This window comes from Isoptericola luteus (assembly GCF_020297055.1).
In the GTDB taxonomy this organism is placed as follows: Bacteria; Actinomycetota; Actinomycetes; order Actinomycetales; family Cellulomonadaceae; genus Isoptericola; species Isoptericola luteus.
This window is the reverse complement of the sequence record NZ_JAIXCQ010000002.1, coordinates 244515-263821: the sequence shown is the minus strand read 5'-3', so window position 1 is coordinate 263821 and position 19307 is coordinate 244515. Positions and strand designations below refer to the sequence as shown.

The following is a 19307-nucleotide window of genomic DNA, read 5'->3' as shown; positions in this document are numbered from 1 at the left end:
GGGATAAAGAGCGGTGCGTCGTCGGTGGGCCGACGTAGTCTGCTCGGGCCATGATCGAAGCTCCCGTCACCGCCCGCACGGACGACGCCACGTCGCCCCAGCGCGCGAGCCTGCCCACCGACCCCGCCCGCCGCCTCGACTGGAGGCGGCTGCGCGGGCCGGTGGCCTTCGTCGCGCTGCTCGCGCTGACCATCGGCGCGGTCGGCGCGGCGCTGGGCACGGTCATCGCCGGCCGCCTGGCCGAGGACCCGACGGCGGCGCTGCTGGCGCTGCTGGCCACGAGCATCGTGGGCGCCGCCCTGTTCGACACCGCCGGCCAGGTGGTGTGGGCGGGCGTGGTCGACCGTGCCGAGGGCCGGCTCCGCGGCGACCTGCTCACCGCCGCACTGCACCAGCCGCTGGCCACGCTCACGGAGCAGGCCGTCGGCGAGGTGCTGGACCGGGTCGACGACGACACGCACGCCGTCGGCACGCTGGTGCGTCGCCAGCTCTGGGGCGCGGGCCGCACGGTCGTCGGCGTGGTCCCCATGTGGGTCGTGGCCGGCATCACCTGGTGGCCGGCGTGGCTGCTCTTCCCGGCCCTCGGTCTGCTCGCCGCGCTCCTCGCGCGGCCGATGCTGGGCGAGATCGCTCGGCGCAAGGTGATCGAGGAGGCCGCCTGGACCGACCACGCCGCCGCCTTCGAGGAGTCCGTGGCCGCGCGCAACGACCTGCGCACCAGCCTGGGGCGGCCGTTCGCGATCCGCCGCCTCGCCGCGCGCTCGGCGGAGGTGCACCGCACCTTCGAGGCGGTCGTGATCGTCGAGGCGAAGATGCTGCGCCGCGCCGGCGTGGTGCTGGCCGCGCTGCTGGGCGGCGTCGCCGTCGTGGGTGCCGCCCTCGCCGCCGGCGGCGGGCTGGCGGTCGGCGACCTCGTCACGCTGTTCCTCGTCACGGCGATGTTCGTGGGCCAGGTGGACCAGCTCATCCACCACCTCCCGGACATCCAGGAGGGTCTGGGGGCGATCACCAGGATCCGGCAGATGCTGGCGGTCGAGCCGGAGCCTGACGGCGGTCTCGACGTCCCCGAGGGGCCGCTGTCGATCGAGCTGCGCGACCTGCACTTCTCGTACGCCGAGGGCACGTTCGCGCTCGCGGGGGTGAACCTGCGCGTGCCGGCCGGCCAGACCGTCGCCCTGGTGGGGCGCACCGGGTCGGGCAAGTCGACCCTCGCGTCGCTGCTGTCGCGCGCCGTCGAGCCGGAGCCCGGCTCGGTGCACCTGGGCGGCGTCGACGTGCGCGACCTGGACCTACAGAAGCTGCGCGCCGCGGTGGGCGTGGTGACGCAGCGCACCGAGATCATCGCCGGCACCCTCGCGGAGAACATCACGCTCTTCGGCGACGTCCCGCGCACCGACGTCGAGGCGGCCGTGCGCGAGCTGCGGCTGGACGCCTGGGTGGCCGGGCTGACGGACGGGCTCGACACGCTGCTGGGCCCGGGCGGCACCACCCTGTCCGCCGGGGAGGAGCAGCTCGTGGCGTTCGCGCGGCTGCTGGTCCGCGACGTCCAGGTCGTGGTGCTGGACGAGGCGACGGCACGCATGGACCCCCTCACCGAGGCCCGGGTGGTGGCGGCGTCCGAGCGGCTGCTCGCGGGACGCACCGGGGTGCTCGTCGCGCACCGGCTCACGACCATCGAACGCGCGCACCTCGTGGCGGTGCTGGACCACGGGCGCGTCGTGCAGGCCGGGGCGAGGGCCGAGCTCGCCCGGGTGCCCGGGCGCTACCGCACGCTCCTGGAGGCCAGCGGCGAGGCGACCGACGACGCGACCCGGGAGGCGGCCGGTGGCGTCCCGTCCGGGTCCAACGGCCCGGAGGCAGCGCGCTCCGAGGCGGTGCGCTCCGAGGCGGTCGGCGGACGCCGCCGCCGCGGGGCCGTACCCGAGCTGGACGACCCGGGCGACGGGCCGAGCCTGGCGCGCGGCGTGCTGCACGCGCTGTTCGTGCGCCCGTGGTGGGGCCTGGTGGGCGCCGGGCTGTTCCTGGTCGCGAGCCTGGTGTCCGCACAGGGTGCGATCTCCGGCTTCCTCTGGGGCCACGCGGTCGAGAGCCTGCAGACCGGTGCGTTCCCGACGGTGCTCCTGGTGCTGCTCACGGTGCTGCTCGTGGTGGCTCCGCTGTGCCTCGCCCGCGCGCTGTACGTCTACCCCCGCTGGTGGGTCGAGGTGCTGCTGCGCGTGCGGATGGCGGTCATGGCGGGGCAGACGCGCCAGCGTCGTCTCGCGGCCACGCCGCCCGGCGAGATCGTGGCCCGCGCGATGGACGCGGACCGGTTCGTGCGGTACGCGGACCGCTGGGTGGACTTCGTCAACGGCCTGCTCATCGCGGGGGTGACGGCGCTGCTGAGCCGCTCGTGGCTGGCGGGCGCGGTGCTGCTCGCGGTGATGGTGGTGTCGGCGGGCGCGTCGGCGATCGGCCGCCCCATCGCGGGGCGCTCCGCGACCCGGTCGTCGGCGGCGCGCGCGGGGTTCGGCCGCGCGCTGGTCTCGGCCCTCGACTCGGCGCGCTCCGTCAAGCTCGCCGCGCGCACGCCGCAGGTGCACGCCCACCTGCGCGACGTCGACGACGGGCGCGTGCGGGCCGCCATCTTCGAGCACCGGGTGCAGGCCACGCTCGACGGCGTGCCGCTGATCATGGTCCAGCTCGGCGCGGTCGCCGCGTGGGCGGGCTACCTCACGGAGACGTGGGGGCTGGCCACCGCGCTGCTGCTCTTCAACGCGGTGAACGGCTTCGGCTGGTTCGGGGTGGTCGCGGGTGCCGTCGTCACGGAGGCGCCGGGCACCCGTTCCTGGCAGCTGGCCACGAGCCGGTTCGCGGGCGGTGCCGACCTGATGGACGTCCCGGACGACGTGGACCTGCTCACGGGCGACGCGCCGGACCCGGGCCGGGGCCCGCGCACCGAGCTGCGGCACCTCGAGATGGCGGGAGTGACCGCCGTGCACGACGACGGCACGATCGGCGTGTCGGGGGTCGACCTCGAGGTGCGCCGGGGCGAGCTGGTGCTGCTGCTCGGGCAGGTCGGCTCCGGCAAGTCGAGCCTGCTGTCCGCCCTGGCAGGTCTCATGGAGCACACGGGCCGGATCCGCTGGAACGGCACCGACGTGACCGACCCGCAGGTGTTCCTGCGGCCGGGCCAGGTGTCGCACGTCGCGCAGGTGCCGAGGGTGCTCTCGGGCACGTTCTCCGAGAACGTGCGCCTGGATCACGACCGTGAGGTCGTCGGTCCGGTCGCGGCCGCCCGGCTGGAGCAGGACGTGGCCGAGGCCGGTGGCCCGGACTCCCTCGTGGGGCACCGGGGCGTGCGGCTCTCCGGCGGTCAGGTGCAGCGCCTGGCGCTCGCCCGGGCGCTCGCGACGGATGCGGAGCTGCTGCTCGCGGACGACGTGTCGAGCGCGCTCGACGCGGCGACCGAGATCGAGCTGTGGGAGTCCCTGCGGGCGCGCGGCACCACCGTGGTGGGGTCGACGTCGAAGCGTGCGGCGCTGGCGCGCGCGGACCGCGTGGTCGTGCTCACCGACGGCGAGGTGGTCGCCGTGGGGCCCTGGAGCGACCTCGCCCCGCGCTGGGGTCACCTGGCCGGCTGACGCGCGGCCGCGGACGACGACGGCGTGGACCCCTGCCGGGGTCCGCGCCGTCCGGCGTTCCGGAGAGGCTCCTGTTGCTCTTGCTGCAAGGTTGCAGCAATGGGTACAGTCGCCGGGTGGTCGCGATCTCGCGCCCGGACGACGAAGGAGTCTTCCCATGCCCCGTGCCACCCGACCGCCCGCGACCGCTCCGGAGCCGGCACCGGCGACCACACCGCGGCGCGCGTCCCGCCGGGCCGCGGCCGCGCTGACCGCCCTCGCCCTCACCGTGCCCGCCGCTGCCGCGGGCCTGGCGGGCGCGACGGCCTCCGCGGCCCCGGCCTCCGCGGCCGAGCGCACCGCGGCGCTGGTGGGCGACCTGCAGACCGAGCTCGGGTGCCCCGCCGACTGGGACCCGGCGTGCGCGGCGACGGAGCTCACCCCGGCCGCCGACGGCACCTTCACGGGCGAGTTCGACCTGCCCGCCGGTACGTACGCGTACAAGGTGGCGCTCGACGACGCCTGGGACGAGTCGTACGGCCGGGACGGCACGGACGCCGACGCGCCGCTCGTGCTCGGCGGCGACGCCCGCGTCCGGGTCACCTACGACGACACGACGCACCGCATCGCCCTGACGCCGCTCACGCTGGCCGGCGCCTACGACGAGGACGCGGACGCCGGCATCGTCGCGCCCCCGGTGCGGCAGGCGGGATCGGACGAGCGGTTCTACTTCGTCATGACCGACCGGTTCGCGAACGGCGACGCCTCCAACGACACCGGCGGGCTCGACGGCGACCGCCTCGACCACGGCTTCGACCCCACGGACAAGGGGTTCTACTCCGGCGGTGACCTGGCGGGCCTCCGCGAGAAGCTGGACTACGTCGAGGGTCTGGGGACGACGGCGATCTGGCTGACGCCGTCGTTCCTCAACCGCCCCGTGCAGGGCACGGGCGCCGACGCGAGCGCCGGGTACCACGGGTACTGGATCACGGACTTCACGCGGATCGACCCGCACCTGGGCACGAACGCGGAGCTCGAGGCGCTCATCGCGGACGCCCACGAGCGGGGCATCAAGGTCTACTTCGACATCATCACCAACCACACGGCCGACGTCGTGGACTACGCCGAAGGGGAGTACTCCTACGTCGACCAGGAGACCTCGCCGTACCTCGACGCGGCGGGGAACGCCTTTGACCCGGGCGAGGTCGCGGGATCGGCCGACTTCCCGGAGCTCGACGCCGCGACGTCGTTCCCGTACACGCCGGTGGTGGCGCCCGAGGACGCCGACGTCAAGGTGCCGGCCTGGCTCAACGACCCGACGCTCTACCACAACCGGGGCAACTCGACGTGGACGGGCGAGTCGGTCACGTTCGGGGACTTCGACGGGCTGGACGACCTCATGACCGAGGACCCGACGGTCGTCGACGGTTTCGTCGACGTCTACAGCGACTGGATCGACCTCGGCATCGACGGCTTCCGCATCGACACGGTCAAGCACGTGAACCCGGAGTTCTGGGAGACGTGGTCCGCCGAGGTCATGGACTACGCCCACTCCCGCGGCAAGGACGACTTCTTCATGTTCGGTGAGGTGTACGACGCCGACGCGGCCAAGACCTCCCCCTACGTGCGGGACACCGCCATGAGCTCGGTGCTCGACTTCTCGTTCCAGGCCGCCGCGACGAGCTACGCCAGCGGCAACAGCGCACGGGGCCTGGCCGGCCTGTTCGCGAGCGACGACCGCTACACCACCCCGACGACGTCGGCGGCGGCGCTGCCCACGTTCCTCGGGAACCACGACATGGGCCGGGTCGGCTACATGCTCGCGGGCACCGACGACGCACTGGCGCGTGACGAGCTGGCGCACGAGCTGATGTACCTCACACGCGGCCAGCCGGTCGTCTACTACGGCGACGAGCAGGGGTTCGCCGGCACGGGCGGGGACAAGGACGCCCGCCAGACGCTCTTCGCCACGCAGGTGGACGCCTACGCCGACCAGCCCCTCGTCACCGGCGAGCAGGCGGGCAGCGTCGACCGGTACGACACCGACGCCCCGCTGTACAGGCACGTCGCCGGGCTTGCCGCGCTGCGCGAGGCGCACCCGGCGCTCGCCACGGGCGCCCAGCTGGAGCGGTACGCCGAGAACGGGGCCGGGATCTACGCCTTCAGCCGCGTGGACCGCACCGAGAAGGTGGAGCACCTGGTCGCGGCGAACAACGCGGCCGACGAGCGCGAGGCCACGTTCACGACCCTCACGCCCGGTGCGTCCTACGAGGTGCTGTACGGCGCGCTCGGGGGCGACGGCCAGGGCGTGACGGCGGACTCGGCCGGCTCGGTCACCGTCCGCGTGCCCGGCGCCTCCGTCGTCGTGCTGCGCGCCGACCGCACCGTCGGCGCGCAGAGCGACGGCACCCTCGAGGTCGCCGTCCCCGCGGCCGGCGCCGCGGTGAGCGGCACCGCGCCGGTCGCGGCCGACGTCGACGACGACGCGTGGTCCGAGACGTCGTTCGCCTGGCGCGAGGTGGGCACGGACGAGTGGTCCGCGCTGGGCACGGCCGAGGACACCACGCCGCGGCTGTTCCACGACGTCGACGGGCTCGCCGCGGGGACGCTCGTGGAGTACCGCGCGGTGACGCAGGACGCCGACGGCGACCGTGCGGCGGCCTCGACGTTCGCCTCCGTGGGCGTGGACGTCTCCGGCGTGGTCGGCGACGTCGAGCCCGAGCCGGAGATCGACATGGTCACCGTGCCCGGCAGCCACAACAGCGAGATGGGCTGCGCCGGGGACTGGACGCCCGACTGCGAGGCGGCCCGCCTGACCGAGCGGCCCGACGGCGTCTGGGCCGGGACGTTCGACCTGCCGGCCGGCGACCACGAGTACAAGGTCGCGCTCAACGGGTCCTGGGACGTCAACTACGGCGTCGGCGGCGCTCCCGGCGGCGGCAACGCCGCGTACACGCACGACGGCGGCGAGGTCACGTTCTACTGGGACCCGGTGAGCCACGACTTCTCCTCCACCGCACAGGGCCCGGTCATCACGCTGGCGGGGTCGTTCCAGGACCAGGTGGGCTGCCCGGGCGCGTGGGCGCCGGACTGCCTGGCCTCCTGGCTCAAGGACCCGGACGGTGACGGCACGTACACCTGGTCCACGGACGCGCTGGACGCGGGCGCGTACGAGGTCAAGGTGGCGCACGGGCTGAGCTGGGCCGAGAACTACGGCGTGGGCGGGGCGCCCGACGGCGCCAACTACGCCTTCAGCGTGGGCGACGGCGAGCACGTGGTGTTCACCTACGACCTCGCCTCCCACGTGCTGACGATCGAGACCGCGAACCCGCCGCTGCCCGGGACGGGCCAGCAGGCCGCGCACTGGGTCCGCGAGGGTCTGCTGCTGGTGCCGGGCGGCCTCGGCGCCGGTGACGACTGGCGGCTCTGGACGGCGCCCGGCGGAGGGCTCGCCGTGGCCGACGGGCAGGTGCGAGGCCCGGACGGCGGCGACCTGCCGGACGGTGCGGCGGCCTGGACGCTCGAGGCAGGGGGCGACGTGCCCGACGACGTCGCCCAAGACTTCCCGGCGCTCGCGGGCCACACCGCCCTGGCGCTCGTCGGCGAGGACGGCGAGCCCGTGGGCCGGGCCGACGCCGAGGCGCTGCTCACGGGCCAGCTCCTGCTGACCCGGGCGTCCGGCGACGGCCTGACGGCGGCCACCGGCGTGCAGGTGCCCGGGGTGCTGGACGACCTGTACGCGCAGGCTGCCCACGACCGGGAGCTCGGCGTCCAGGTGCACCGCAACGGCAGGTGGGCCTCGTTCGCGCTGTGGGCGCCGACGGCGCAGGACGTCGACCTGCTGGTCTGGCCGGCCGGGCGTGACCTCGACGACGACCCCGTGCGCTTCGACACCGCCCGCCAGGACGACGGGTCGTGGACGCTGGACGGCTCGCGGTCCGCGAAGAAGCTCGGGTCGAAGCACGCCACGAGGCACGGCTGGGACGGCGCGCGGTACCGGTACGAGGTCGAGGTGTACGTGCCCGGCACCGGGCAGGTGGAGACCAACGTCGTCACCGACCCGTACTCGGTGGGCCTGACGCTCGACTCGACGCACTCGGTCGTGGTCGACCTCTCCGACCGCCGGTGGCAGCCGAAGGTCTGGCGCTCCTCGCGCCAGCCGGTCGTCGAGCGGCCGGTGGACCAGACGATCTACGAGCTGCACGTGCGGGACTTCTCGATCACCGACGAGACCGTGCGGGCCGACCGCCGGGGCACCTACCTCGCGTTCGCCGAGAAGCGTTCGGACGGCATGCGGCACCTGCGCGCGCTCGAGCGCGCGGGCCTGACCACCGTGCACCTGCTGCCGACGTTCGACATCGCGACGATCCCCGAGGACCGCGCGGACCAGGCGACCACCGGCGACCTGACCGGGTTCGCCCCGGACTCCGACGAGCAGCAGGCGGCGGTGGCCGAGGTGGCCGCCGAGGACGGCTTCAACTGGGGCTACGACCCGTACCACTTCTCCGTGCCGGAGGGCTCGTACGCGACCGCGCCGGACGGGGGAGAGCGCGTGGCCGAGTTCCGCACGATGGTGGGCTCGCTGCACGACGCGGGCCTGCAGGTGGTGCTCGACCAGGTGTTCAACCACACGGCGGCGAGCGGGCAGGACGCGAAGAGCGTGCTCGACAAGGTCGTCCCCGGGTACTACCACCGGCTGCACCCGACCACGGGTGCCGTCGAGACGAGCACCTGCTGCCAGAACGTGGCGACCGAGCACGCGATGGCCGGCAGGCTCATGGTCGACTCGGTGGTGACGTGGGCCCGGGACTACAAGGTGGACGGCTTCCGCTTCGACCTCATGGGCCACCACAGCCGGGAGAACATGGAGGCGGTGCGCGCGGCGCTGGACGCGCTGACGCCGCGCGAGGACGGCGTCGACGGGTCGGCCGTCTACCTGTACGGCGAGGGCTGGAACTTCGGCGAGGTCGCGGACAACGCCCTGTTCACCCAGGCCACGCAGGGCCAGCTCGGGGGCACCGGGATCGGCACCTTCAGCGACCGCCTGCGTGACGCCGTGCACGGCGGCTCGCCGGTGGACGCGGCGTCGCGGTTCACCCAGGGCTTCGGCACCGGGCTCTTCACCGACCCGAACGGGCGGGAGGCCCGCACCGGCGAGCCGGGCAGCGTGAACGACGGGTCCGACGACGAGGCCGCCGACCTCGGCCACCAGACCGACCTGGTGCGCCTGGGGCTCGCCGGCAACCTGCGCGACTTCGCGTTCGTGGCGTCCGACGGCGAGGTCACGAAGGGCGAGGACCTCGACTACCGCGGGTCGCCCGCGGGGTACGCGGACTCGCCCGAGGAGGTGGTCACCTATGTCGACGCGCACGACAACGAGACGCTGTTCGACCTGTTGACGCTCAAGCTGCCGCAGTCCACGTCGATGGACGACAGGGTGCGGATGAACACCGTCTCGCTCGCGACGACCGCCCTGGCCCAGACCCCGTCGTTCTGGCACGCCGGCACGGACCTGCTGCGCAGCAAGTCCCTGGACCGGAACTCGTACGACTCGGGCGACTGGTTCAACGCGATCGACTGGTCGGGGCGGGACAACGGGTTCGGCCGCGGGCTGCCGCCCGCGGCGGACAACTCCGAGGCCTGGCCGGTGCTGGGCCCGCTGCTGGCGGACCCGGACCTCAAGCCGGCACCTGCCGACATCCGGACGGCGTCCGAGGCCTCGCGGGAGCTGCTGGAGCTGCGCTCGTCGACGGACCTGTTCCGGCTCGGCAGCGCGCGGCTCGTCGAGCAGAAGGTGTCTTTCCCCGCCGCGGGGCCGGGCGCCGTGCCGGGCGTGATCGCGATGTCGGTGGACGACACCGTGGGGCGCGACGTCGACCGGCGCCTCGACGGGGTGCTCACGGTGTTCAACGCCTCGGCGGACGCGGTGACCGTCGAGGTGCCCGAGCTGGCCGGGCGGGACTACCGTCTGTCGTCGGTGCAGCGGAACGGCAGCGACCCGGTGGTGCGTCACACCAGGTGGGACGAGGGCTCCGGCACGGTGACCGTGCCCGCCCGGACCGTGGCGGTGCTGGTGGACCGCCAGCGCTGACGGGTGGCGGTCGCCGGCGCACCTTGAGTTCGGGGTGCGAACGAAGCGGTTCGAGCCGGGAGGGTGCCCGCCACGGGCGCCCTCCCGGCTCGTTTCGTGCGGCCCAGGGCATTTCACCCGGTCAGGACGGTGCTGACCCGCTGGTCGCCGCGCCTGTGACCAGATCGTTACGCCTGCGGCTTTGACTTCGGAACTCGAAGACATCACGCTGGGACGCGGACCAGTTCGCCGGCCAGGGTCGCCTGGACGGGACGGGCGCCGGCGGCGAACCTCGCCGCCGGGGGACACTCGACGACGAGAAGGAGCGCGAGGATGCGACTCGCCAGGACCATGAGCGCGGTGGCCGCCGGAGCGGCGCTGACGCTGGCACTGACCGCCTGCGGTGGAGAGGGTGCCGGGAGCGGCTCCGGGGACGGGGCCGCGGGCAACGGTGACGAGGAGGTCAAGGTCGGCGTCGCCATGCCGACGCAGACCTACGAGCGCTGGATCCAGGACGGCAACAACGTCAAGGAGGGTCTGGAGGGGCTCGGCTACACGGTCGACCTGCAGTTCGCCAACGACGACATCCCCACCCAGACCCAGCAGATCGACGCCATGATCACCGCGGGCGTCGACGCCCTGATCGTCGCCTCGATCGACGGCACGGCCCTGACCAGCCAGCTCGACGCGGCCGCCGCGGCGAACATCCCGGTCATCGCCTACGACCGCCTCATCCGTGACAGCGAGAACGTCGACTTCTACACGACGTTCGACAACTACGCGGTCGGCGTCGCCCAGGCGAACGCGCTGCTGCGTGGCCTCGGCGTCCTGGACGCGGACGGCAACGAGACCGACGAGAAGGGCCCGTTCAACATCGAGCTCTTCGCCGGCTCGCCCGACGACAACAACTCGCACTTCTTCTTCAACGGTGCGATGGACACGCTCAAGCCGTACATGGACTCGGGCGTCGTCAGCGTCCCGTCGAAGCAGACCGAGTTCGACCAGGTCGCCACGCTGCGCTGGGAGCTCGAGACGGCCCAGAGCCGCATGGAGGACCTGCTGACCTCCACGTACTCCGGCGGCGAGGAGCTGGACGGCGTGCTCGCGCCGGCCGACGTGCTCTCCCGCGGCATCATCAACGCGCTCCAGGGCGCGGGCATGGGCCCGACGCTCGAGGAGGGCCTGCCGGTCGTCACCGGGCAGGACGCCGAGATCGCCAACATCAAGCTCATCAACGACGGCGTGCAGTCCTCGACCATCTTCAAGGACACCCGCCTCCTCGCCGAGCAGGCCGTGAAGGCCACCGAGTCCTTCGTCAACGGCGAGGAGCCTGAGGCGAACGACACCGAGACGTACGACAACGGCGTCAAGGTCGTCCCGTCGTACCTGCTGGAGGTCCAGACGGTGTTCGCCGAGGACATCGCGCCGGTGCTCATCGACGCCGGGTACTACACGGCCGAAGAGGTCGAGTCCGGCCAGACCGCGGACTGATCCTCGGGGCTTCGGCCTCATCACGGACGGGCCCGCCCGTCGCCGTCCGCGGCGACGGGCGGGCCCTCCCCAGGGCTCGCCGCGGCCGCGTTCCGCGACGGCGCACCCCACTGAAGGAGGGACGAGAGCGCAGATGAGCACGATTCTGGAGATGCGCTCCATCACCAAGGAGTTCCCGGGCGTCAAGGCGCTGTCGGACGTTACCCTCACCGTCGAGCAGGGCGAGATCCACGCCATCTGCGGCGAGAACGGCGCGGGGAAGTCCACGCTCATGAAGGTGCTCTCGGGCGTCTACCCGCACGGCACCTACGACGGCGAGATCGTCTTCGACGGCGCCCCGGCCGAGTTCGGGTCCATCTCGGACTCGGAGCGGCGCGGCGTCGTCATCATCCACCAGGAGCTTGCCCTGGTGCCGTTCCTGTCGGTCGCCGAGAACATCTTCCTCGGCAACGAGACGCGCAACCGTCTCGGGATGATCGACTGGAACGCCGCGAACCACAAGGCCGCCGCGCTGCTGAAGCGCGTGGGCCTGGACGAGAACCCGACCACCCCCGTCGGCACGCTCGGCGTCGGCAAGCAGCAGCTCATCGAGATCGCCAAGGCGCTCTCGAAGGAGGTCAAGCTGCTCATCCTCGACGAGCCGACCGCGGCCCTCAACGACACCGACTCCGAGCACCTGCTCGGGCTGCTGCGGTCGCTGAAGGAGCACGGGATCACCTCGATCATCATCTCGCACAAGCTCAACGAGATCGAGGAGATCGCCGACCGCACCACGATCATCCGCGACGGCAGGACGATCGAGACGATCGACATGTCGGAGCCCGGCTCGACGCAGGACCGCATCATCCGCGGGATGGTCGGCCGTGACCTCGAGCACCGCTACCCCGAGCGGACCGCCGTGGTCGGTGACGAGGTGCTGCGGGTCGAGAACTGGAGCGTCGACCACCCGACGCAGCTCGGCCGTCAGATCATCCTCGACGCGTCGTTCCACGTCCGGGCGGGCGAGGTCATCGGCCTCGCGGGGCTCATGGGCGCGGGCCGCACCGAGCTGGCCATGAGCATCTTCGGCCGCACCTACGGCCGCAACATCCGCGGCGACGTCTACAAGGACGGGAAGAAGATCCAGGTCCGCAACGTCGCCGAGGCGATCTCGCACAACCTGGCCTACGCCACCGAGGACCGCAAGCACTATGGCCTGAACCTCATCGACGACATCCGGCACAACATCTCGGCGGCCGCCCTGGACAAGCTCGCCCCGCGCGGCTGGGTCAACGGCAACGAGGAGCTCCGGGTCGCGGAGGAGTACCGCAACTCCCTGAACATCAAGACCCCCAACGTCCTGGACAGCGTCGGCAAGCTCTCGGGCGGCAACCAGCAGAAGGTCGTGCTGTCCAAGTGGCTGTACACCGACCCGGACGTGCTCATCCTCGACGAGCCCACCCGCGGCATCGACGTCGGCGCCAAGTACGAGATCTACACGATCATCAACAAGATGGTGGCCGCGGGGAAGGCGGTCGTCGTCATCTCCTCGGAGCTGCCCGAGCTGCTCGGCATCTGCGACCGCGTGTACACCCTCGCCTTCGGTCGGATCACCGGTGAGCTCCCCGTCGCCGAGGCGACGCAGGAGCGCCTCATGGAGCTCATGACGATCGAACGGGACCAGCCCCTGCCCACGAAGGAAACCGCCTCATGAACGCCATCGACTCGGTCCGGGACATCCTGACCCGGAACATGCGCCAGAGCGGCATCGTCATCGCCTTCATCGCGATCTCCGTGCTGTTCGCCGTGCTGAACCCGAACTTCCTGTCTCCCGGGAACCTCACGAACATCGTCCTGCAGTACTCGTACATCCTGATCCTGGCGATCGGCATGGTCATGATCATCGTGGCCGGGCAGATCGACCTGTCCGTCGGGTCGGTGGTCGCCCTGACCGGCGCCGTCAGTGCCGTGGTCGTCGTCCGCAACGGGATGCCCTGGTACGTGGGCGTCATCGCCGCGCTCGTGGTCGGGGCGCTGGTCGGTGTCTGGCAGGGCTTCTGGGTCGCCTACGTCGGGATCCCCGGCTTCATCGTGACGCTGGCGGGCATGCTGCTGTTCCGCGGCCTGACGTTCCTCGTGCTCGACAACGCCTCGCTCTCGCCGTTCGGCGGCATCTACCAGGACATCGCCAACGGGTTCCTCAACGGGCTGCTGGGCGGATACGGGTTCGACGTCTTCACGCTGGTCGTCTTCGCGATCGGCGTGGTCGGCTACGCGATCGGCCAGTGGCGCACCCGGCAGGGCAAGATCGCCTACCAGCAGACCGTCGAGTCGATGCCGCTGTTCGTGGTCAAGCTCCTGGCGGTCGCGGCCCTGGTCATGTGGTTCGGCTACCAGCTCTCGATCTCGCGCGGCCTGCCCGTCGTGCTGATCATCCTCGCCGTGCTGATCATCGCGTACACGCTCATCACGCAGAAGTCCGTGTTCGGTCGCCACGTGTACGCCGTGGGCGGCAACGTCCACGCCGCGGAGCTGTCCGGCGTCAAGGTCAAGAAGATCAACTTCTGGATCTTCGTGAACATGGGCGTGCTCGCCTCGGTGGCCGGCATCGTCTACTCCTCGCGCATGAACGGCGCCCAGCCGGGCGCCGGCAACATGTTCGAGCTCGACGCGATCGCCGCCTGCTTCATCGGTGGCGCGTCCACGACGGGCGGCGTCGGCCGCGTCGGCGGCGCGATGATCGGTGGCCTGATCATGGCCGTCATGTCGAACGGCATGCAGCTCATGGGCGTGCCGCAGTCGATGCAGCAGGTCGTCAAGGGCCTGGTGCTGCTGCTGGCCGTGGCGTTCGACATCTACAACAAGCGGCGCGCGAGCGTCGCCCGCTGACCGGGATCGGCCGGGCGCGACGTCGCCCGGCCGGGCCACCGGCGTCACGACGCGCGGGGCGACAAAGGACCGTCGTCCCGCGCGTCGTCGCACCATAGACTTCCGGGCGTGAGAGGACGGCTGCCGATGGGGTCGCAGTCCTCGTTGCGCGAGGCGAACCGTGCCCGCGTCGTCGACGCGGTCAAGCGCCACGGCGGGCTGACCCAGGTCGAGCTGACCGGCGCGACGGGGCTCTCCCCGGCGACCGTGTCGACCATCGTCAAGGAGCTCGTGGGCGGTGGCCTCGTCGAGGTCCGCAACACGATCCGCTCCGGGCGGCGCGCCCAGCTCGTCACGCTCGCGCACCGCGTCGGCCTGGTGGCCGGGGTGCTCGTCGGCGTCCGGCACCTGGCGGTGGCGGTCGCCGACGTCTCGCACGAGGTCCTCGCCGAGCAGGTGCTGCCGCTGCCCGCCGAGCACCGCGCCGACACCAGCCTGGACCGGGCCGCCCTGCTCCTGGTGGACCTGCTGGAGCGCGTCGGCGCCGGGCTCGACGAGGTGCTCGGCATCGGCGTGGGCATCCCGGCGCCCGTCGACGCGTCGTCCGGGCAGGTCACGGTGCGCGGGATCCTGCGCGGCTGGGACGGCGTCCCCGTCGCACAGGTGCTCTCGAAGCGTCTCGCGCGGCCGGTCTTCGTCGACAACGACGCGAACCTGGGCGCGCTCGCCGAGAGCACGGTGGGTGCCGCGCGCGAGGCGCACGACGCTGTCTACGTGCGTGCCGGGCACGGCGTCGGCGCGGGGATCGTGCTGGGCGGCCGCGTGCACCGCGGGGTCGCCGGGACGGCCGGCGAGATCGGCCACGTCCAGGTGGACCCGGCGGGCAACATCTGCGCGTGCGGCAGCCGCGGCTGCCTGGACACGGTCGTGGGGGACCGGGCGCTGCTCGAGCCGCTGCGCAGCAGCCACGGGAACCTCACGCTGCGCGACGTCGTACGGCTGGCCAACGACGACGACCCCGGCTGCCGCGAGATCGTCGCCGACGCGGGTAGGGTGACCGGCGGCGTCGTCGCCTCCCTGGCGACGGCGTTCAACCCGGAGATCGTCGTCGTGGGCGGCGCGCTCGCCCAGACCGGTGACGTCTTCCTGTCGCCGCTGCGCGAGGCGTTGCGCCGACGGACGCTGCTGGCGGCCATCACGCCGCTGGACGTGGTGCCCGCCGGGCTCGGGACGCGCTCCGAGCTCGAGGGGGCACTGGCGCTCGCCCTCGCACACACCGACGTGTTCGAGCCCAAGGACGATGCCGTGGCCCAGCCCAGGGTGCGGGAGGAAGGCCAGTGAACGAACGGATCCCGCTGCTCGCGCTGCGCGAGGTGAGCCGGTACTTCGGCGCCGTCGAGGCGCTGGTCGACGTCGACCTCGAGGTGCACGCGCACGAGGTGGTCGCGCTCGTCGGCGACAACGGCGCCGGCAAGTCGACGCTGGCGAAGGTGATCGCGGGCGTGCTCGCGCCCAGCACCGGCCAGGTGGAGATCGGCGGCGAGCCCGTGAGCGTGTCGAGCCCGTCGGTGGCTAACCACCTGGGCGTGGCGAGCGTCTTCCAGGACCTGGCCGTGTGCGAGAACCTCGACGTGACGGCCAACGTGTTCCTCGGCCAGGAGCTGCGCAGCCGCGGAGGGATGCTGCACGACGGCGAGATGGAGACGGAGACACGGCGGCTGCTCGACCACCTCACCGTGCGCATCCCGTCGGTGCGCACGCCGCTGCGGCACCTCTCCGCCGGGCAGCGCCAGGCGGTCGCGATCGCGCGCACGCTCATCGGCTCCCCGCGCATCGTCGTGCTCGACGAGCCCACGGCCGCCCTGTCCGTGGCGCAGACCGCCGAGGTGCTCACCCACATCGAGCGCCTGCGGGAGCTGGGGCTGGGCGTCATCCTCATCAGTCACAACCTCAACGACGTCCGCGCGGTCGCGGACCGCGTCGAGGTGCTGCGGCACGGCCGCAACAACGGCTCGTTCCCGGGCAGCGAGCCTCACGAGACGATCCTCGCCGCGATCACCGGCGCGATCTGACCGGCCCTGGGTCGAGACGGGCCAGGACCTTGCCGAGCGTGGTCGAGAGCGCCGTGACCTCGTCGGCGTCGAGGTCGTCGTAGACGTTCTCCAGGACGGTGCGGGCGTGGCCGGGCGCGGTCTCGACGACCTTCCGCAGGCCTGGGGCGGTGAGGCACGCGATCGTCGCTCGCCTGTCGTCGGGGTCGGTGGCGCGCTCGAGGTACCCGCGCGCCTCCAGCCGTCGTGCGACGTGCGAGAGGCGGGGGAGCGTGGCGCTCGTGCGACGCGCCAGCTCGCTCATGCGCAGCTCGTGGTCGCGTGCCTCCGAGAGCATCGCGAGCACGATGTACTCGAAGTGGGTGAGGTCGGCGTCCCGGCGCAGCTGGTGGTCGAGGGCCGCGGGAAGGAGCTCGATCACCGCCTGCAGCCGGAGCCAGCTGCGCATCTGCTCGTCGTCCAGCCATCGCGGCTCGTCTCTGGTGCTCGTCGTCATGTGGTCCCCGTCTCGGCCGCAAAGGTTGACGATACAACTATAGCGGCGTAGGTTTGTTGTAGCGTCAACCAATCGGGTGCGGCGCGGACCCTAGGAGGAACCATGGCCACCATCAGCATCGTCGGCAGCGGGAACATGGGCACCGCGATCGCGGGCCTCGCGCTCGCCGGGGGCAACGACGTCCAGGTCGTCGCCCGCGACCAGGCCAAGGTCGCCGTCGACCCCGCCGTGACCACGGCCTCGTTCGGCGACGCGCTGACCGGCGACATCGTCGTCCTCGCGCTCCCGTACCCCGCCCTGGACGACGTCGTCGCCACCTACGGCGACCAGCTCGCCGGGCGGACCGTCGTCGACATCACCAACCCGCTCGACTTCTCGACCTTCGACTCCCTCGTCGTCCCGGCCGACTCCTCGGCCGCCGCCGAGCTCGCCGCGAAGCTGCCCGGCGCGACGGTGCTCAAGGCGTTCAACACCAACTTCGCCGCCACGCTCGCCAGCGGCACCGTCGGTGACGTGACCACGACCGTCCTGGTGGCGGGCGACGACGCCGACGCGAAGGCCGCGCTCACCGCGGCGCTCGACGGGTCCGCCGTCCGCGTCGTCGACGCCGGCTCCCTGCGCCGTGCCCGCGAGCTCGAAGCCCTCGGGTTCCTGCAGCTCACCCTCGCCGCCGGCGAGAGGACGCAGTGGACCACCGGGTTCGCACTGCTCTGAGCCGCCCCGCCCCGCCCCGTCCTCGCACCAGCGTCAGGAGCCGACCATGACCAGCACCACCGACCTGCTCGCGGCCGAGACCGCGATGGGCGCCGTCACCCTGCACGTGGGGGACCTCGGCGCGATGAGCGCCTACTACCGCGAGGCGATCGCGCTCGAGGAGATCCCGGCACTCGGCGCGCCCGACCGGGTGGTGCTCGGTCGCGGCGGCACCCCCGTCGTCGTGCTCCGGCACACGCCGGGACTGCCCCCGACGGCGCGGAACCAGGCGGGCCTGTTCCACACCGCCATCCTGTTCGACACCGAGGAGAGCCTCGCGGCCGCCGTCGCGCACGCCGCGCAGCACCCGCTGTCCCGGTTCGCGGGCAACGCGGACCACTGGGTCTCGCGGGCGTTCTACTTCACCGACCCCGAGGACAACGGCATCGAGCTGTACTGGGACCGGCCGCGCGACACCTGGCAGCGCGACGGCCAGGGCGTCGCGATGGGCTCCGACTACTTCGACCCGCAGGAGTTCCTGCGCCACCACCTCACCGAGGACGCGATGGCCGGCGCCGCCGACCAGGCCGCCCACGTGGGGCACGTGCACCTGCAGGTGGGCGACGTCCCGACGGCGCGGAAGTTCTACGTGGACACGCTCGGGTTCGAGGTCATGGCCACCTTCCACGGCGCGCTGTTCGTCGCCGCGGGCGGATACCACCACCACATGGCGATGAACACCTGGAACAGTGCCGGGGCCGGGCCGCGGGCCGCCACGCTCGGGCTCGGGCAGGTGGCGCTCACCGTGCCGACGCGCGACGAGGTCGGCGCCCTCGCCGACCGGCTGCGGCACGCCGGCATCCCGCTGCGCGACGACGGCCGGACACTGCGGTTCGACGACCCGTGGAACACCCTCGTCGAGGTCTCCGTGGCCTGACCGCCCCCGTTCTTGCGGCCCTCGCTCTTGCGCCGAACAGGAGATTGACACCGTTATGCGGGCCGATCAGCCCGCATAACGGTGTCAATCTCCTGTTCGGCGCTCGGGGCTCAGGCAGCTCTCAGTGGAAGACGACGGTGCGGTGGCCGTCGAGCAGCACGCGGTGCTCGGCGTGCCACCGGACGGCGCGTGCCAGGGTGCGGCGCTCGACGTCCTCACCGATGGCCACCAGGTCCGTCACGGCGCGGGAGTGGTCGACCCGCTCGACGTCCTGCTCGATGATCGGCCCCTCGTCGAGGTCGCCCGTGACGTAGTGCGACGTGGCGCCGATGAGCTTGACGCCCCGGTCGTAGGCCTGGGCGTACGGGCGTGCACCCTTGAACGACGGCAGGAACGAGTGGTGGATGTTGATGACCTGCCCGGACAGGTCGCGGCACAGCTCGTCCGAGAGGATCTGCATGTAGCGGGCGAGGACGACGACCTCGACGTCGAGCTCGGCGACCAGCTCGCGCAGCCGGCCCTCCGCCTGCGCCTTGGTGTCCCGGGTGACCGGGACGTGGTGGAACGGCTTGCCGTAGAAGTCGGCGATCTCCTCCAGGTCACGGTGGTTGCCCACCACGCCGACGACGTCGATCGGCATCGACTGGTAGCGCTCGCGGTACAGCAGGTCCACCAGGCAGTGCGGCGCCTTGCTGACCAGCACCAGGGTGCGGCGTCGTCGGCCGACGACGTCCAGCTCCCAGGTCATGGCGAACCGCTCCACCACCGGGGCGAGGGCCGCCTCGAGCTCCGCACGGCCGGCGTCCGCCTGCACCTGGACACGCATGAAGAACAGACCCGACGCCGGGTCGCCGAACTGCTGGGACTCGGTGATGTTCCCGCCGCGCTCGGCCAGCGCGCCCGCGACGGCGTGCACGATGCCGGGCTGGTCCGGGCAGGACAGCGTCAGCACCCACTCGGTGGCGGGCGGCGGTACTGAAGGGTCGAAGGTCGTCACCGGGACATTGTGGCCCGCGCGCGGAGTGCGTCGCCCGACGTGTCCGCGGACGGCGGCCTCTTGGGGGAGTCCGAATTGTCCGAATCTTTCACCCTCTGTTCCCCGTGCCGTGGGCAACCTTCA

The 19307-nt window shown here is 72.4% G+C and carries 11 protein-coding genes; 9 read left to right on the top strand and 2 right to left on the bottom strand.

Annotation, left to right across the window (positions count from 1 at the left end; genetic code table 11):
- Window positions 1-50: 50 nt before the first annotated feature.
- The 7 genes from LEP48_RS04170 (at window position 51) to LEP48_RS04140 (ending at window position 16082) form a co-directional block, all read left to right on the top strand.
- Window positions 51-3623: an ATP-binding cassette domain-containing protein gene (locus LEP48_RS04170; protein ID WP_225564319.1), complete on the top strand. Its 3573-nt coding sequence runs from the start codon at window positions 51-53 to the stop codon at window positions 3621-3623.
- A 157-nt stretch (window positions 3624-3780) separates the two neighbouring features.
- Window positions 3781-9693, top strand: coding sequence for a pullulanase-type alpha-1,6-glucosidase (gene pulA / locus LEP48_RS04165; protein WP_225564318.1), 5913 nt, complete (start codon window positions 3781-3783; stop codon window positions 9691-9693).
- 312 nt (window positions 9694-10005) lie between these two features.
- Window positions 10006-11163 carry a multiple monosaccharide ABC transporter substrate-binding protein gene (gene chvE / locus LEP48_RS04160; RefSeq protein WP_225564317.1) on the top strand — a complete coding sequence of 386 codons (1158 nt, stop codon included), beginning with the start codon at window positions 10006-10008 and terminating at the stop codon, window positions 11161-11163.
- Window positions 11164-11296: 133 nt separating this feature from the next.
- Entirely contained in the window at window positions 11297-12856 is a 1560-nt protein-coding gene (gene mmsA, locus LEP48_RS04155; protein ID WP_225564316.1) for a multiple monosaccharide ABC transporter ATP-binding protein, read from the top strand.
- Complete coding sequence (gene mmsB, locus LEP48_RS04150; RefSeq protein WP_225564315.1) at window positions 12853-14031, top strand: multiple monosaccharide ABC transporter permease; 1179 nt, start codon at window positions 12853-12855, stop codon at window positions 14029-14031. Before mmsA ends, mmsB begins: the two co-directional genes overlap by 4 nt.
- A gap of 126 nt (window positions 14032-14157) precedes the next feature.
- Window positions 14158-15351 carry an ROK family transcriptional regulator gene (locus tag LEP48_RS04145; RefSeq protein WP_225564493.1) on the top strand — a complete coding sequence of 398 codons (1194 nt, stop codon included), beginning with the start codon at window positions 14158-14160 and terminating at the stop codon, window positions 15349-15351.
- Complete coding sequence (locus LEP48_RS04140; protein WP_225564314.1) at window positions 15348-16082, top strand: ATP-binding cassette domain-containing protein; 735 nt, start codon at window positions 15348-15350, stop codon at window positions 16080-16082. Before LEP48_RS04145 ends, LEP48_RS04140 begins: the two co-directional genes overlap by 4 nt.
- Here LEP48_RS04140 and LEP48_RS04135 read toward each other — a convergent pair.
- On the bottom strand, window positions 16066-16557 hold the full coding sequence (locus tag LEP48_RS04135) for a MarR family winged helix-turn-helix transcriptional regulator (RefSeq protein WP_225564313.1): 492 nt from the start codon (window positions 16555-16557) through the stop codon (window positions 16066-16068). The genes LEP48_RS04140 and LEP48_RS04135 overlap by 17 nt on opposite strands.
- A 102-nt stretch (window positions 16558-16659) precedes the next feature.
- Between LEP48_RS04135 and LEP48_RS04130 the strand changes: the two genes are divergently transcribed.
- Together LEP48_RS04130 and LEP48_RS04125 are read left to right on the top strand one after the other, a co-directional pair.
- Window positions 16660-17271 (top strand): NADPH-dependent F420 reductase, encoded by a 612-nt coding sequence (locus LEP48_RS04130; RefSeq protein WP_225564312.1) that lies wholly within the window; start codon window positions 16660-16662, stop codon window positions 17269-17271.
- Window positions 17272-17317: 46 nt separating this feature from the next.
- Window positions 17318-18187 (top strand): VOC family protein, encoded by an 870-nt coding sequence (locus LEP48_RS04125; RefSeq protein WP_225564311.1) that lies wholly within the window; start codon window positions 17318-17320, stop codon window positions 18185-18187.
- Window positions 18188-18308: 121 nt separating this feature from the next.
- Here LEP48_RS04125 and purU read toward each other — a convergent pair whose 3' ends face one another.
- Window positions 18309-19184 carry a formyltetrahydrofolate deformylase gene (purU, locus tag LEP48_RS04120; RefSeq protein WP_225564310.1) on the bottom strand — a complete coding sequence of 292 codons (876 nt, stop codon included), beginning with the start codon at window positions 19182-19184 and terminating at the stop codon, window positions 18309-18311.
- Window positions 19185-19307: the final 123 nt, after the last annotated feature.